The 16,701-nt window shown below is 39.7% G+C and carries 12 protein-coding genes; all 12 read left to right on the top strand.

The window, feature by feature from the left end; translation table 11 throughout:
- The first annotated feature begins 21 nt into the window (after positions 1 to 21).
- The 12 genes from CD126_RS04840 to pnp all read left to right on the top strand — a co-directional run bounded on the left by CD126_RS04840 (position 22) and on the right by pnp (position 16,317).
- Entirely contained in the window at positions 22 to 1,725 is a 1,704-nt protein-coding gene (locus tag CD126_RS04840) for a proline--tRNA ligase (RefSeq protein WP_049405476.1), read from the top strand.
- 241 nt (positions 1,726 to 1,966) lie between these two features.
- A complete protein-coding gene (locus CD126_RS04845) occupies positions 1,967 to 6,283 on the top strand; it encodes a PolC-type DNA polymerase III (protein WP_103370116.1) in 4,317 nt (1,438 codons plus the stop codon).
- Positions 6,284 to 6,427: 144 nt separating this feature from the next.
- Complete coding sequence (gene rimP / locus CD126_RS04850) at positions 6,428 to 6,895, top strand: ribosome maturation factor RimP (protein ID WP_049410638.1); 468 nt, start codon at positions 6,428 to 6,430, stop codon at positions 6,893 to 6,895.
- 20 nt (positions 6,896 to 6,915) lie between these two features.
- Entirely contained in the window at positions 6,916 to 8,196 is a 1,281-nt protein-coding gene (gene nusA, locus CD126_RS04855) for a transcription termination factor NusA (RefSeq protein WP_103370117.1), read from the top strand.
- Positions 8,197 to 8,212: 16 nt separating this feature from the next.
- On the top strand, positions 8,213 to 8,500 hold the full coding sequence (gene rnpM, locus CD126_RS04860; RefSeq protein ID WP_049405469.1) for an RNase P modulator RnpM: 288 nt from the start codon (positions 8,213 to 8,215) through the stop codon (positions 8,498 to 8,500).
- The gene (locus CD126_RS04865; protein WP_049405467.1) at positions 8,497 to 8,802 is read left to right on the top strand and encodes a L7Ae/L30e/S12e/Gadd45 family ribosomal protein; all 306 of its coding nucleotides are present in this window, start codon (positions 8,497 to 8,499) and stop codon (positions 8,800 to 8,802) included. The genes rnpM and CD126_RS04865 overlap by 4 nt, the downstream gene beginning before the upstream one ends.
- A 16-nt stretch (positions 8,803 to 8,818) precedes the next feature.
- On the top strand, positions 8,819 to 11,098 hold the full coding sequence (infB, locus tag CD126_RS04870; RefSeq protein WP_103370118.1) for a translation initiation factor IF-2: 2,280 nt from the start codon (positions 8,819 to 8,821) through the stop codon (positions 11,096 to 11,098).
- A gap of 143 nt (positions 11,099 to 11,241) precedes the next feature.
- Positions 11,242 to 11,586 (top strand): 30S ribosome-binding factor RbfA, encoded by a 345-nt coding sequence (rbfA, locus tag CD126_RS04875; RefSeq protein WP_002472432.1) that lies wholly within the window; start codon positions 11,242 to 11,244, stop codon positions 11,584 to 11,586.
- 82 nt (positions 11,587 to 11,668) lie between these two features.
- Positions 11,669 to 12,586, top strand: a complete 918-nt coding sequence (gene truB, locus CD126_RS04880) for a tRNA pseudouridine(55) synthase TruB (protein ID WP_103370119.1) — start codon at positions 11,669 to 11,671, stop codon at positions 12,584 to 12,586.
- 12 nt (positions 12,587 to 12,598) lie between these two features.
- Positions 12,599 to 13,570, top strand: coding sequence for a bifunctional riboflavin kinase/FAD synthetase (locus CD126_RS04885; RefSeq protein ID WP_049405464.1), 972 nt, complete (start codon positions 12,599 to 12,601; stop codon positions 13,568 to 13,570).
- 118 nt (positions 13,571 to 13,688) lie between these two features.
- Positions 13,689 to 13,958, top strand: a complete 270-nt coding sequence (rpsO, locus tag CD126_RS04890) for a 30S ribosomal protein S15 (protein ID WP_002472445.1) — start codon at positions 13,689 to 13,691, stop codon at positions 13,956 to 13,958.
- Between the two features lie 256 nt (positions 13,959 to 14,214).
- Positions 14,215 to 16,317 carry a polyribonucleotide nucleotidyltransferase gene (gene pnp, locus CD126_RS04895; RefSeq protein ID WP_103370120.1) on the top strand — a complete coding sequence of 701 codons (2,103 nt, stop codon included), beginning with the start codon at positions 14,215 to 14,217 and terminating at the stop codon, positions 16,315 to 16,317.
- Positions 16,318 to 16,701: the final 384 nt, after the last annotated feature.

Genomic DNA, 16,701 nt, shown 5'->3' on the forward strand with positions numbered 1-16,701 from the left:
TAGAGGAGGAACTATTGTAATATGAAACAGTCAAAAGTCTTTATCCCAACGATGAAAGAGGTACCAGCGAGTGCTGAAGCTTTGAGCCATCGACTCTTGCTTAAAGCAGGATTAATCAAACAAAGTACGAGCGGCATTTATAGTTATTTGCCTCTTGCAACAAGAGTATTAAATAATATAGAAGCGATTATTCGTGAAGAAATGGAACGCGTAGATGCGGTTGAAATTCTGATGCCCGCACTACAACAATCAGAACTCTGGGAAGAATCTGGGCGTTGGTCAGCGTATGGTCCAGAACTCATGCGTTTGAAAGACCGTAATGGTCGTGAGTTTGCGTTAGGTCCAACTCATGAAGAGGTTGTGACTTCACTTGTTCGTGATGAACTGAAATCTTACAAGCAACTTCCTTTAACATTATTCCAAATTCAATCTAAATTCCGTGATGAGAAGCGTCCACGTTTCGGATTACTTCGCGGTAGAGAATTCATCATGAAAGATGCCTATTCTTTCCACATTGATGAAGCATCATTAGATGAAACATATCAACAAATGTACAATGCTTATGATCGTATCTTTAAACGTGTAGGACTAAATGCGCGACCTGTACTTGCCGACTCTGGCGCAATTGGTGGTAATCATACACATGAATTTATGGCGTTAAGCGAAATTGGCGAAGATACTATCGTTTATAGTGAAGAAAGCGATTATGCAGCAAATATTGAAAAAGCAGAAGTCGTCTATACGCCAAATAAAAAAGATGAAGCACCACTAGACTTAGAAAAAGTAGAGACACCTAATGTTCAAACAGCTCAAGAGCTCGCTGACTACCTTGATAAACCATTAGATGAAATTACAAAGTCCATGGTCTTCAATGTCGATGGTGAGTTTATCTTGTTACTTATTCGTGGTCACCATGAAGTGAATGATGTGAAGTTAAAAGCCTATTTCGAAACAGATAATATAGAACTCGCTTCACAAGATGACATCTTCAATTTATTAGGTGCGCATCCAGGCTCATTAGGACCTGTTACAGATAAAGACATCAAAGTTTATGCAGATCAATCTGTTCAAGATCTCACGAATATAGTTGTAGGTGCGAATGAAGATGGCTATCACTATTTAAATGCGAATGCAGATCGTGATTTTAAAGTGGAAGCATACGATGATTTCCGCTTCATCCTTGAGGGTGAGCCACTTGCCGATGGATCTGGCGAAGCGCATTTTGCAGAAGGAATTGAAGTAGGACAAGTCTTCAAACTAGGACGTAAATATTCTGAAGCGATGAATGCTACTGTACTTAATGACCAAGGTAAAGCACAATCCTTACTTATGGGGTGCTACGGCATCGGAGTTTCTCGTACTTTAAGTGCAATTATTGAACATCACAATGACGAACAAGGTATCATTTGGCCGAAATCAGTTACACCTTATGATGTACACTTGATAGCCATTAACCCTAAGAAAGACGACCAGCGCGAACTTTCAGAACAACTCTATGAACAACTTCAAGAACAATATGATGTATTATATGATGATCGTAAAGAACGTGCTGGCGTTAAATTTAACGATGCAGATCTTATTGGTCTTCCAATCCGTATTGTTGTTGGTAAACGTGCGAGCGAAAGTATTGTCGAAGTGAAGCGTCGTGACAATGGCGAAAGCGAAGAAGTTCACAGTGACGATTTACTGCAATACATTAACGACTTATATGAACAAATAAATTAATGAAACTTTAGAGTGGGTGACGAATAAACAATTGAGTTCACTCACTCTCTTCTATCTCGATAGCACTTATGTGGTGTTAAAAATGTAATCTTGAAAAATCTTGGTGGGACTCTCGAGATTTTTCCTTAAAAGGTTTAAAATAGGTGGAAGTAACTCGTGCTAAGAACGTATTAAGCAAATATCATTTTGCTGCCTCATACTTATAGATGGCCCTTTTATTTTTACAGAAGGTGGTTTTGTCATGCCTGTGACTAATCAAGAAAAATTTAAAATTTTGGCTGACCAACTTAAAATCGCAAATCAACTTGATCAAGATATTATTGAACAAAGCGAACTGACACGTGTCGATGTATCAACCAAAGCTCGGACGTGGGAGTTTCAAATCGCTTTACCTCGCTTTCTCTCCAATGAGGATTATCTTTTATTTACCAACGCTTTGAAAGAGGAGTTTAAAACCATTGCCGATGTGAATTGGAAATTTACGATTCATGATACTACGGGGCAAGATGAACATGTCTTAAAATACTTTCCAACATGTATTGACGAAACAGGACTTTCTCCACAAGTAAAACGCCAATTGAAACAGAAAAAACTCATCATGGCTGGAGATACAATTAAAGTTGTTTGTAACAACGATATTGAACGTAATCACTTTGATAAATCCTGCAATGGGAGCCTCGTACGTGCTTTCCAAAAATGTGGTTTCGATATTTCACGCGTTGTCTTCGAAACAGATGAAACCGATAACGATAATAACTTAGCGTCACTCGAAGCTTACATTCAAGAAGAAGACGAAAAAAGTGCACGAGAAGCGACTGAAAAGTTAGAGAAGATGAAAGCTGAAAAAGCGAAACAACAAGATAATAACGAAAGCACTGTTGAAAAATGTCAAATTGGTAAGCCAATTCCAGTTGAAAGCGTACGTCCAATTGAATCAATTGTTGAAGAAGAATTCAAAGTCGCAATTGAAGGTGTCATTTTCGACATTAACTTGAAAGAACTTAAAAGTGGACGACACATCGTTGAATTAAAAGTGACTGACTACACTGATTCACTCGTCCTCAAAATGTTCACGAGAAAGAACAAAGATGACCTCGCCCATTTTAAAGCGTTGAGTGAAGGAAAATGGGTACGTGCGCAAGGTCGTATTGAAGAAGACAGCTTCGTGCGCGATTTAGTTATGATGATGAACAATATCGAAGAAATTAAAAAAGCACCGAAACAAGACAAGGCAGAAGAAAAACGTGTTGAATTTCATCTGCACAGTTCAATGAGTCAAATGGACGGTATCCCACATATTGGTGCGTATGTCGAACAGGCAGCTAAATGGGGACACAAAGCGATCGCAGTCACTGACCATAATGTAGTACAAGCATTCCCAGATGCGCATAATGCAGCAGAGAAGAACGATATCAAGATGATCTATGGCATGGAAGGCATGCTTGTCGATGATGGCGTGCCTATCGCATATAAGCCCACAGATCGTGATTTGAAATCAGCCACATATGTTGTCTTTGACGTTGAGACAACAGGACTCTCCAACCAATACGATAAGATTATTGAGCTTGCGGCGGTTAAAGTGCATGACGGTGAAATCATAGACAAATTCGAACGTTTTAGTAATCCCCATGAGAAATTGTCAGATACGATCAAGAACTTGACCCACATCACAGATGATATGCTCGTTGATGCCCCTGAAATTGATGATGTGCTAACTGAATTCAAGGAATGGGTAGGCGACGCGATCTTTGTTGCGCATAATGCTTCGTTCGATATGGGATTCATCGATACAGGTTATGAGCGTGCCGGTCTAGGTGAATCGACAAACGGTGTGATCGATACCCTCGAACTTTCGCGTACAGTGAATACAGAGTATGGTAAGCACGGTTTGAACTTCTTAGCTAAGAAATATGGCGTTGAACTTACGCAACACCACAGAGCGATTTACGATACCGAAGCCACAGCTTACATTTTTATTAAAATGCTCAAACAGCTCGATGAATTAGATGTGAAAAACCATCAAGACATTAACCAATCGCTCTCTAATGAAGAAGCGTATAAACGTGCACGTCCGAGTCACGTGACACTCATCGTTCAGAACCAGGAAGGCTTGAAGAACCTGTTTAAGATCGTGAGTCAATCACTCGTTAAATACTATTACCGTACGCCACGTATACCACGTTCTATTCTCGACGAATATCGCGAAGGTATACTTGTCGGAAGTGCATGTGATGAAGGTGAAGTCTTCACAGCAGTAATGCAGAAGGACCAATCTCAAGTAGAACGTATTGCGAAGTATTATGATTTCATTGAGGTACAACCTCCTGCATTGTATCAAGATTTAATCGACCGCGAACTTGTGCGTGATACCGAAACACTGCATGAAATTTATGATCGTTTGATTCAAGCTGCTGATGCGAACCAAATTCCTGTGCTTGCTACGGGTAATGCACATTATTTATTTGAACATGACGCTGTAGCGCGTAAAATACTTATCGCATCACAACCTGGTAATCCTTTAAACCGTACGACTTTACCAGAAGCACACTTTAGAACGACAGACGAAATGCTCGATGCATTCCATTTCCTAGGTGAAGAGAAAGCACACGAGATTGTAGTAACTAACACAAATGAGATGGCAGATCGTATTGAACGTGTCGTACCTATTAAAGATAAACTCTATACACCGAATATGGATGGTGCTAATGAAGAAATTCGAGAATTGAGTTATTCCAACGCACGTAAATTATATGGAGAAGATTTACCACAAATCGTAATCGATCGTTTAGAAAAAGAACTTGAAAGTATTATAGGTAATGGTTTCTCTGTTATTTATCTCATTTCTCAACGTCTTGTAAAGAAATCATTGGACGATGGATATCTCGTAGGTTCTCGTGGTTCCGTAGGTTCAAGTTTCGTGGCGACGATGACTGAAATCACTGAGGTCAATCCTTTACCACCTCACTACATTTGTCCAGAATGTCGTGAAAGTGAATTTTTTAATGACGGCTCTGTCGGTTCTGGTTTCGATTTACCGGATAAAAAATGTGACAAGTGCGGTTGCGACCTCATCAAAGAAGGACAAGATATTCCATTCGAAACATTCTTAGGTTTCAAAGGGGACAAAGTTCCCGATATCGACTTAAACTTTAGTGGGGAATATCAACCTGAAGCACACAATTATACGAAAGTCTTGTTCGGTGAAGATAAAGTATTCCGTGCAGGAACGATAGGTACAGTTGCTGAAAAAACAGCATTCGGTTTCGTCAAAGGTTATTTGAATGACCAAGGTATCCATAAACGTGGCGCTGAAATCGATCGTCTCGTGAAAGGTTGTACTGGCGTTAAGAGAACAACAGGTCAACACCCAGGTGGTATTATCGTTGTGCCAGATGATATGGATATTTACGATTTCACACCGGTTCAGTTCCCTGCAGACGATCAAAGTGCCGCTTGGATGACAACGCACTTCGACTTCCACTCTATACACGATAATGTCTTGAAACTCGATATTCTCGGACACGATGATCCTACGATGATTCGTATGTTGCAAGACTTGTCCGGTATTGATCCGAAGAAAGTACCAGTGGATGACAAAGAGACGATGGGTATTTTCAGCTCACCAGAACCTCTCGGCGTGACAGAAGAAGATATTCTATGTAAGACAGGAACCTTTGGTGTACCTGAATTTGGGACAGGCTTCGTTCGCCAAATGTTAGAGGATACGAAACCTGACTCCTTCTCAGAGCTGGTACGTATTTCAGGACTTTCACACGGTACCGATGTGTGGTTAGGTAACGCGCAAGATTTAATCCGCTCTGGTACATGTGATTTATCCAGCGTTATTTGTTGTCGTGACGATATCATGGTTTACTTGATGTACAACGGCATGGAACCACCACTTGCCTTTAAGACGATGGAGTTCGTTCGTAAAGGTCGTGGCTTAACAGACGACATGGTAGATGCCATGGTTGAGAACGATATCCCAGATTGGTACATGGATTCTTGTCGTAAGATTAAATACATGTTCCCTAAAGCCCATGCGGCTGCATACGTTTTGATGGCTGTGCGTATTGCTTATTTCAAAGTACATTATCCTCTATACTATTACGCGAGCTATTTCACAGTACGTGCCTCAGACTTTGATCTCTTCACGATGATTAAAGATAAAGATGGTATTCGTACAACTGTGAAAGATATGTATTCTCGTTATATGGATTTAGGTAAAAAGGAAAAAGATACGCTCACGGTACTCGAAATCGTTAATGAAATGGCGCAGCGTGGTTATCGCATTCAACCGATTAGTTTAGAGAAGAGTCAAGCTTTCGAATTTATCATTGAAGACGATACACTTATCCCACCATTTGTCGCTGTACCTGGACTAGGAGAGAACGTTGCACGACGTATTGTTGAAGCACGTGACGAAGGTCCATTTTTATCTAAAGAAGAGTTGAATAAAAAAGCCGGCGTTTCACAAAAAGTTATCGACTATTTAGATGAACTCGGCTCTTTATCTGGACTTCCAGACAAAGCGCAACTCTCTATTTTCGATATGTAGAAGTTTCAAGCGTCACCCTATGAATACTTCTAAATTTGTAAGGCTCATAGGGTTGTGATATAATAAAGATGCTTAAAAGATTAGACTCAGGAACAAAGAGTGGGCACTCCCCGCTCTTTTCTATTTGTCAAAAAGGAGGCTCGCATGAGTAAGATAGCAGAGAAAGTAGAACCGCTAATTCAGCCAGTCCTTGAAGAACTCAATTTCGAATTAGTAGATATCGAATTTACTAAAGAAGGAAAGGATCATTTCCTAAGAGTGTCTATTGATAAACCAGGTGGCGTCGACTTAAATGATTGTACTGTAGCATCTGAGAAAATCAGTGAAGTGATGGACGAAGAAGATCCAATTGCACAAGCATATTACTTAGATGTGTCTTCGCCTGGTGCAGAAAGACCAATTAAGAAAGAACAAGATTTCCAGAATGCTGTAAATCAACCTATTTACGTCTCACTCTACGCTCCAATTGAAGGAGAGAAAGAATGGTTGGGCATTTTAGAAGCAGTAGAAAAAGATACAATTACTATGCAAGTTAAGGAAAAATCTAAGAAAAGATCTATTGAAATTCCAAGAGATAAGATTGCTAAAGCACGTCATGCAGTAATGCTATAACGAGAATAGGAGGGACAGTCGTGTCAAGTAACGAATTACTATTAGCAACAGAATATTTAGAGAAGGAAAAGAAGATTCCAAGAGAAGTATTAATCGATGCGATTGAAGCCGCATTAATTACGGCTTACAAGAAGAATTACGATAGTGCGCGTAATGTACGCGTTGAATTAAATATGGACGAAGGGACTTTTAAAGTCATCGCTCGTAAAAATGTCGTTGAAGAAGTTAACGATCATCGAGATGAAGTGGAGTTAAGCACAGCACTAGTGAAGAACCCTGCGTATGAGGTCGGAGATATTTATGAAGAAGATGTGACACCACAAGACTTTGGACGTGTTGGCGCACAAGCAGCGAAACAAGCTGTAATGCAACGTTTACGCGATGCAGAAAGAGAAATTCTTTACGATGAATTTATCGACAAAGAAGATGATATTATGACAGGTTTAATCGACCGTGTCGATCATCGCTATGTCTACGTAAACCTTGGACGTACTGAAGCAGTATTATCTGAAGCAGAACGCAGTCCAAATGAAAAATATATTCCAAATGAACGTATTAAAGTGTATGTCAACAAAGTAGAACAGACGACGAAAGGACCTCAAATTTACGTATCTCGTAGTCATCCTGGTCTACTTAAACGCTTATTCGAACAAGAAGTACCAGAAATCTTTGATGGTACAGTTATTGTGAAATCAGTTGCGCGTGAAGCAGGTGACCGTTCTAAGATCAGCGTTTATTCAGATAATCCAGATATCGATGCAGTTGGTTCTTGCGTAGGTTCTAAAGGCGCTCGTGTAGAAGCGGTAGTTGACGAACTTGGCGGAGAGAAAATTGATATCGTTCAATGGGATGAAGATCCTAAAGTCTTTGTGAAAAATGCTTTGAGTCCTTCCCAAGTGCTCGAAGTGATTGTAGACGAGGAAGAACAAGCGACAATTGTGGTCGTGCCAGATTATCAATTGTCATTAGCGATTGGTAAACGTGGTCAGAACGCACGTTTAGCAGCTAAATTGACAGGTTGGAAGATTGATATCAAATCTGAATCTGATGCGCGTGAAGAAGGTATATATCCTGTACCTGAAGAGGATGTAGAAGAGTCAGATGATGTCTTACTTGAAGATCCTGAACCGTTAACTGAAGAAGATGCACCTATTGAAGAAGTGATTGAAGAAGGTCCGGTTGAAGAGGACGAAGCTATTGACGAAGATTCAACAGGTGAAGCGTTAATGGCTGAGGAAGATGAAGTTGAACATGACTCAACTCAAACAGATGACGAAGAATCATCAAGCACAGAACAATAAATTGGAGTGAACGGGAATGACGAAGAAGAAAAAGATTCCAATGCGTAAATGTGTGATAACCAATGAAATGAAACCTAAGAAAGACATGATTCGCGTAGTCAGAAATAAAGAAGGAGAAATCTTCGCGGATGCGACAGGTAAGAAGCAAGGGCGTGGCGCTTATGTTTCTAAAGATGTGCAACTAATAGAAGACGCACAGAAACAAGGTGTGCTTGAAGGCTTTTTCAAAACAGATAGTGAAACACTCGACCCTGTCTACAAAGAAATTATCCGTCTCATTTACCGTGAAGACATACCAACATGATGAATGAACCTATACAACAGTTTCTCGGTTTAGCTATGCGAGCAGGACAGGTCAAGACTGGGGAATCAGTCATATTAAACGATTTAAAGAAGAACAAGATCAAGCTCGTCATCGTCGCAACAGATGCTTCAGCGAATACAACGAAGGTCATGCGTAATAAGTGCGACAGTTACCATATACCATTACGTATATTTGGAACTAGAGCTGAACTAGGTCAAGCTTTAGGAAAAGCAGAAAGAGTAAATGTGGGAATAACTGATAAAGGCTTTGCGTCAAAGTTATTGTCAATGATCGATGAATAACGTAAGGAGTGATTATATGAGTAAAAAAAGAATTTACGAGTATGCGAAAGAACAAAATATTAAGAGTAAAGACGTGATCGACGAATTAAAGAAAATGAATGTAGAGGTTTCTAACCACATGCAAGCGCTTGAAGATGATCAAATCCAAGCGTTGAACAAAGTGTATAATCAACAATCCGGTAATAAAAAATCTGCTCACAATAATCACGCCCAAAAGAATAATCAAGGCAACAAACAATCAAAAGGACAAAATAATAAAGGTCAACAACGTCAAAATAAACAATCTAACCAAGATAAATCTAAAAACAATAACGGTCAACAACGCCGTAACAATAATAAAGGTAAGCAAGACCAACAACAAGGTAAACACAATAACAATAAAGGCAAACAACAAGACCGCAATAACAAAAACAATAAAAACAATAAAAACAATAATAAGAACTTCAAAAATAACAAAAACAACAAGAACCAAAAGAACAACAAAAATAATAAAAACAAACAACAACAATCTCAAAAACAACCAGAACAACCGAAAAAAGAAAAGCCTTCACATATCACTTACGAAGAAGGCATTACAGTTGGCGAATTAGCATCTAAACTAAACGTTGAGTCATCAGAAATCGTTAAAAAATTATTCTTACTTGGTATCATGGCGAACATCAACCAAGCGCTCGATGACGAAACAGTAGAGTTAATTGCGGAAGATTATGAAGTAGAAGTGGAAAAAGAAGAAGTGATCGACGAACAAGATCTATCTATCTACTTCGATGACGAATCAGAAGACCCAGATGCTTCAGAACGTCCAGCAGTTGTAACAATCATGGGTCACGTCGACCATGGTAAGACAACATTACTTGACTCTATCCGTCATACGAAAGTAACTGCAGGTGAAGCAGGCGGTATCACACAACACATTGGTGCGTACCAAATTCAAAATAACGGTAAAGACATCACTTTCTTAGATACACCTGGACACGCAGCATTTACAACTATGCGTGCACGTGGTGCTCAAGTTACTGACATTACTATTCTCGTTGTAGCAGCAGATGATGGTGTGATGCCACAAACAATCGAAGCGATCAATCACGCGAAAGAAGCAGATGTTCCAACAATTGTGGCAGTAAACAAGATTGATAAACCGACAGCTAACCCAGACCGTGTGATGCAAGAGTTAACTGAATATGGTCTTATCCCAGAAGACTGGGGCGGCGACACTATCTTCGTACCACTTTCAGCACTTAGCGGTGATGGTATCGAAGACTTACTTGAAATGATCGGTCTTGTCGCAGAAGTTTCTGAGTTGAAAGCGAATGCCGATAAACAAGCTGTAGGTACAGTGATTGAAGCTGAACTTGATAAATCACGTGGTCCTTCTGCTTCACTTTTAGTACAAAATGGTACACTCCATGTCGGAGATTCACTTGTAGTCGGCAATACGTACGGCCGTATTCGTGCAATGGTCAACGACTTAGGTCAACGCATCAAAGAAGCAGGTCCATCAACACCGGTTGAAATCACAGGTATTAACGATGTGCCTCAAGCTGGCGACCGTTTCGTAGTCTTTAAAGATGAAAAACAAGCACGTCGTATCGGTGAAGCACGTCGTGAAGAAAGTGTCATCCAACATCGCCAAGAAAGTAAGAATGTCTCATTAGATAACTTATTCGAACAAATGAAACAAGGTGAGATGAAAGACCTTAACGTGATTATTAAAGGTGACGTTCAAGGTTCAGTTGAAGCGCTTGCTGCTTCACTTATGAAGATTGATGTTGAAGGTGTTAACGTCCGCATCATTCACACAGCTGTAGGTGCGATCAATGAATCAGACGTAACACTCGCGAATGCTTCAAATGGTATCATCATCGGCTTTAACGTGCGTCCAGATGCGGGTGCGAAACGTGCTGCTGAAGCTGAGAATGTAGATATGCGTTTACACCGTGTCATCTATAACGTTATTGAAGAAATTGAATCAGCGATGAAAGGTCTACTTGATCCTGAATATGAAGAAAAAGTTATTGGTCAAGCAGAAGTTCGTCAAACATTCAAAGTTTCTAAAGTTGGAACAATCGCAGGTAGTTACGTAACTGACGGTGTAATTAAACGTCATGCAGGTGTACGTGTGATTCGTGACAATGTCGTTCAATTCGAAGGTGAATTAGATACGTTGAAACGTTATAAAGATGATGCGAAAGAAGTCGCTCAAGGTTACGAATGTGGTATCACAATTAAAAACTATAACGATATTAAAGAAGGCGACATCATCGAAGCATACGAAATGGTAGAAGTTGAGCGCTAAGTTCAATTGAAATACTAGGGAGTAGGTTGACGAGTGGATTGAGAGGCTCGTCCCTCTCCCGTATCGTATTTGACGAGAGAAATTCAATTCGCTTATAATTTGATTAAATCAATCATTTGGTTATGCAAACGAGGTGATAAAGAATGAATTTACGCGCAGAACGTGTAGGCGAACAAATGAAACAAGAGATTATGGATATCGTCAATAATAAAGTGAAAGATCCTCGTATTGGTTTTCTAACGATTACAGATGTTCACCTGACAAACGATTTGTCACAAGCGAAAGTATATTTGACGGTCTTAGGAAGTAAGAAAGAAGTCGAGAATACGTTTAAAGGGTTAGAGAAAGCGACTGGCTTTATTAAATCTGAATTAGGTTCAAGAATGCGTTTACGCACTATTCCTGAACTTGAATTTGAGTATGATGAATCTATTGAATACGGTAATAAGATTGAACGCTTAATCCAAGATTTACACAATAAAGAGTAAAGTACAAACCAACTGGAACAGGAGCACGACGTAGTCTTGTTCCAGTTTTTTATGTAACTAAGAGTTGAAGGAGATGAGCAGAGTGTATCAAGGCATCTTACCTGTCAATAAACCCCGTGGACTGACAAGTCACGATGTTGTTTTTAAATTAAGAAAGATATTAAAGATGAAAAAAATTGGTCATACAGGGACGTTGGACCCAGAAGTTGATGGTGTGTTGCCGATTTGTTTAGGTAGTGCAACAAAAGTAAGTGATTATATTATGGAAATGGGTAAAACTTACGTCGCTACGGTAACTTTGGGCTATTCAACGACCACTGAGGATCAAACAGGCGACGTCCTTGAACGTGAACATATTAAGAAAGGCGAGTTAACAGCCGATGAAGTGGACGCCACCCTACAACAATTTCAAGGATTAATCACTCAAATTCCGCCCATGTATTCATCTGTGAAAGTCAAAGGACATAAGCTTTACGAATACGCTCGAGAAGGTTTGACTGTTGAACGACCTTCACGTCAAGTGCGCATTGACCGGATAGAACGCACATCAGATCTTCGTTTTAATGAGGGTGTCTGTGAATTTGATATCACGGTTACTTGTGGTAAGGGTACATACATACGCACGTTAGCAACAGATATAGGGCGAGCTATGCAACTTCCTGCCCATATGTCTCGACTGACGCGAGAAATGAGTGGCGGATTCAAGTTGGAAGAAGCATTATCTCTAGATGAAATTCAAACTCAAGTTGAGCAAGACTCATTACAATCTTCCTTATATCCGATAGAATATGGATTGAAAGGTTTGCCGCAAATTCAAATTCAAGATGAACAGCTTAAACAACGCATCTTAAATGGACAGAAGCTCAATAAGCAGCAGTTGAACTTTCCAAATGACAGTCTTGCAGTGATGATGGATGCTTCCACAGACCGCGCACTGGCGATTTATATGCCTCATCCTGATTTACCGGCTGAAATTAAACCGAAGAAAGTATTTAATTAAAGGAGTATCATTATGAAGGTTATCGAAGTTACACATCCGATTAGAGAAGATCAGTTTATTCAAGAAGACGTAGCGATGGCATTCGGTTTCTTCGATGGAATGCATCGTGGCCATGACCAAGTCTTTCAAGCATTAGACGAGAGAGCGCGTGCTGGACAGTTGAAGAAAGCAGTCATGACCTTCGACCCTCATCCGTCTGTTGTACTTAATCCTGAGCGTAAGCGCACAGACTATTTAACTCCAATTAGTGATAAAATTGATATACTTCAACGCTATGATATTGATTACTGCATCGTGATTAATTTTTCATCTAAGTTTGCAAGTGTAAGCGCTGAAACTTTCATTCAAGATTATATTATTAAAAATCATGTGAAAGAAGTCGTTGCCGGATTTGATTTCACTTTCGGTAAATACGGCAAAGGCAACATGATGATTCTACAAGAAATGGAAGATTTTAATACAACGATTGTTGGTAAACAAGAAATGGACTCAGAGAAAATTTCTACAACTGCGATTCGTCAGGCGTTGAAAGATGGCGATTTACAAAAAGCAAATGAACAACTCGGTTACCGCTATCGCATTAAAGGTACGGTCGTTCAAGGTGAGAAACGTGGTCGTACGATTGGATTCCCGACTGCAAATGTGCAACCAAGTGATGACTATGTCTTTCCTAAGAAAGGTGTCTATGCGGTGAGCATGCTTTTAGGTTCAAGCAATAAATTATACCGCGGTGTAGCGAATGTCGGCGTGAAACCGACTTTCCATGATCCATCACAAGCACAAGTAGTCATCGAAGTGAACTTGTTTGATTTTAATGAAAATATTTATGGCGAACGTGTAGAAGTGTATTGGCACCATTTCTTACGACCTGAAATTAAATTTGATGGTATCGATCCATTAGTTGAGCAAATGAACAAAGACACCGAACAAGCGAAATATTTACTGTCGGTTGATTTTAATGATGATGTATCATATAATATTTAAGTGACTTTTAATCGTGAATTAAGAGGCGAATCAAGCACCTTATTCTTGGCAGATTGATACTCCGACATCTTGCTCAGATTAAGGCGCATAACATAATATTGATAGGAGGAAATTGATTATGGCAATTTCACAAGAACGCAAGAACGAAATTATTCAAGAATACCGTACACACGATAAAGACACTGGTTCTCCAGAAGTTCAAGTAGCGGTATTAACTGCAGAAATCACTGCACTTAACGAACATTTACGCGAACACCACAAAGACCACCATTCACGTCGTGGTTTATTAAAAATGGTAGGTCGTCGTAGACATTTATTAAACTACTTACGTAGAAAAGACATCCAACGTTACCGTAACTTAATTAAATCATTAGGTATCCGTCGTTAATCGATGCCTGCTAGGGGGTGAGACACAGTAGTCACCCCCTTTCTTATTATGTAAATGACAATGTGATATGAGAAATGCGATGAGAGGTCCTTCAATAGTTGCGGTATCTACAATATTTTTTAAAAGACCTAATATTACATCGTCTTAGCCATAATCATGAACTGAACAAGTAAACGAACTAAACTTAAATTGCGATATAAAAATAGTTATAGAAATGATATGATAGTATTAATAGATTTTGGAGAGGAGATTCATCATGTCTCAAGAGAAGAAAGTTTTTAAGACCGAATGGGCTAACCGTTCGTTAACGATAGAGACGGGCCAACTTGCTAAGCAAGCAAATGGTGCGGTGCTCGTGCGCTATGGTGAGACAGTCGTACTTTCAACAGCTGTCGCATCTAAAGAACCACGTGACACTGACTTTTTCCCACTTATGGTTAACTTTGAAGAGAAAATGTATGCAGCAGGTAAGATTCCAGGTGGTTTCAAAAAACGTGAAGGACGTCCTAGTGACGAAGCAACTTTAACTGCACGTTTAATCGACAGACCGATTCGTCCACTATTCCCGAAAGGCTATCGTCATGATGTCCAAATCATGAACACAGTATTAAGTGCGGATCCTGATTGTTCACCTGAAATGGCAGCTATGATTGGTTCTTCAATGGCACTTAGCGTGTCAGATATTCCGTTCCAAGGACCTATCGCTGGGGTGAACGTAGGTTACGTTGATGGAGAATATGTCATTAACCCAACTGTTGAGCAGAAAGAACAATCCCGCTTAGATTTAGAAGTAGCTGGACATAAAGACGCTGTAAATATGGTTGAAGCAGGAGCAAGCGAGATTACTGAAGAGGAAATGTTAGAAGCAATCTTCTTCGGTCACGAAGAAATCAAGCGTCTCGTTCAATTCCAAGAGGATATTATCGAACATCTGCAACCTGAAAAGCAAGAGTTTGTACCGCCAGAAGAAGATGAAGCATTAATCACTAAAGTGACAGAACTTACACATTCTAAAGGCTTGAAAGAAGCGGTACTCACATTTGATAAAAAACAACGCGATGAAAATATCGAAGCGTTAAAAGCAGAAGTATTAGCTGAATTTGAAGATGAAGAAGATCCTGAAAACGAAGCGTTACTCGATGAGGTTTCAAGTATCTTTGGTGATTTAGTGAAAGCAGAAGTTCGTCGCTTAATCACAGAAGAGAAGATTCGTCCAGATGGTCGTCAAACAGATGAAATTCGTCCGCTTGAATCAGAAGCAGGTATCTTACCGCGTGCGCACGGTTCAGGCTTATTTACGAGAGGTCAGACCCAAGCGCTTTCAGTACTTACCCTTGGCGCTTTAAGTGAATTCCAATTGATTGATGGTTTAGGTGAAGAAGAAGAGAAACGTTTTATGCACCATTACAACTTCCCTAACTTCTCAGTAGGTGAAACAGGCCCAGTCCGTTCACCAGGACGTCGTGAAATCGGTCATGGTGCTTTAGGTGAACGTGCGTTAAGATATATTATTCCAGATACGAAAGACTTCCCTTATACAGTTCGTATCGTGAGTGAAGTGCTTGAATCTAATGGTTCATCTTCTCAAGCTTCAATTTGTGGTTCGACACTCGCGTTGATGGACGCTGGGGTACCTATTAAAGCACCTGTGGCAGGTATTGCGATGGGTCTCGTAACAAATGACGAAGACTATACGATCTTAACTGATATTCAGGGTATGGAAGATGCCTTAGGTGATATGGACTTCAAAGTAGCCGGTACATCTAAAGGTATTACAGCTATTCAGATGGATATTAAAATTGATGGTTTAACGAAAGAAATTATTCAAGAAGCTTTAGAACAAGCTCGTGAAGGACGTCTAGCGATTCTTGATCACATGCTTGAAACGATTGATGCACCACGTCCAGAACTTAGTGCATATGCACCGAAAGTTGAAACAATGACGATTAAACCTGAAAAAATCAGAGATGTCATTGGACCAGGTGGTAAGAAAATCAATGAAATAATCGATGAAACAGGCGTTAAATTGGATATCGAACAAGATGGTACGATCTTCATCGGTGCTATCGACCAAAACGCGATTACAAGAGCACGTGAAATCATTGAAGAATTAACTAGAGAAGCTGAAGTAGGTCAAATTTATGACGCGAAAGTTAAACGTATTGAGAAATATGGTGCTTTCGTTGAACTCTTCCATGGTAAAGATGCGCTAGTTCATATTTCACAAATTGCAAATGAACGTATCAATAAAGTCGAAGATGTGTTGAGCATCGGTGACACGTTCAAAGTTAAAGTAACTGAAATTGATAAACAAGGTCGTGTGAATGCTTCACACCGTGTACTATTAAATAACAAATAGTTGAGATTGCGACGGATAAGTGATTCTTGCTGAATGCATGAGATAAACAATCTAGGTGCGTTGTCAGTATTAAGCCTATTCGTTAAGTCGCAATAAACTTTAAATAATGCTGTACAGTATATGTGCACCTCCTAAGTTAGAACGAATTCTAGCTTGGTGGGGTGCACTTCTCTCATGGATAACACTAAGCGAAACGAATATATTTCGCAAAAGCCTCAGGTAGCCAGTTATTTTAATATCACTTTCCAATGTACGATTAATTTAAAATTAAAGTGAAACGCATGAGTAAGCATTATCACCGTTGCTTTTATAGTGTACATAATTATTAATTTAACCTATAATATAATATGAGTTTATATGGTCGGGGATTCTAAATAGGAGGTA

The organism is Staphylococcus pettenkoferi, from assembly GCF_002902685.1.
In the GTDB taxonomy this organism is placed as follows: domain Bacteria; phylum Bacillota; class Bacilli; order Staphylococcales; family Staphylococcaceae; genus Staphylococcus; species Staphylococcus pettenkoferi.

Bases quoted from the DNA above. Each gene is read 5' to 3' on its own strand.
- CD126_RS04840 (WP_049405476.1), top strand. From the start codon at position 22: ATGAAACAGTCAAAAGTCTTTATCCCAACGATGAAAGAGGTACCAGCG.
- CD126_RS04845 (WP_103370116.1), top strand. From the start codon at position 1,967: ATGCCTGTGACTAATCAAGAAAAATTTAAAATTTTGGCTGACCAACTT.
- rimP (WP_049410638.1), top strand. From the start codon at position 6,428: ATGAGTAAGATAGCAGAGAAAGTAGAACCGCTAATTCAGCCAGTCCTT.
- rnpM (WP_049405469.1), top strand. From the start codon at position 8,213: ATGACGAAGAAGAAAAAGATTCCAATGCGTAAATGTGTGATAACCAAT.
- CD126_RS04865 (WP_049405467.1), top strand. From the start codon at position 8,497: ATGATGAATGAACCTATACAACAGTTTCTCGGTTTAGCTATGCGAGCA.
- infB (WP_103370118.1), top strand. From the start codon at position 8,819: ATGAGTAAAAAAAGAATTTACGAGTATGCGAAAGAACAAAATATTAAG.
- rbfA (WP_002472432.1), top strand. From the start codon at position 11,242: ATGAATTTACGCGCAGAACGTGTAGGCGAACAAATGAAACAAGAGATT.
- CD126_RS04885 (WP_049405464.1), top strand. From the start codon at position 12,599: ATGAAGGTTATCGAAGTTACACATCCGATTAGAGAAGATCAGTTTATT.
- rpsO (WP_002472445.1), top strand. From the start codon at position 13,689: ATGGCAATTTCACAAGAACGCAAGAACGAAATTATTCAAGAATACCGT.
- pnp (WP_103370120.1), top strand. From the start codon at position 14,215: ATGTCTCAAGAGAAGAAAGTTTTTAAGACCGAATGGGCTAACCGTTCG.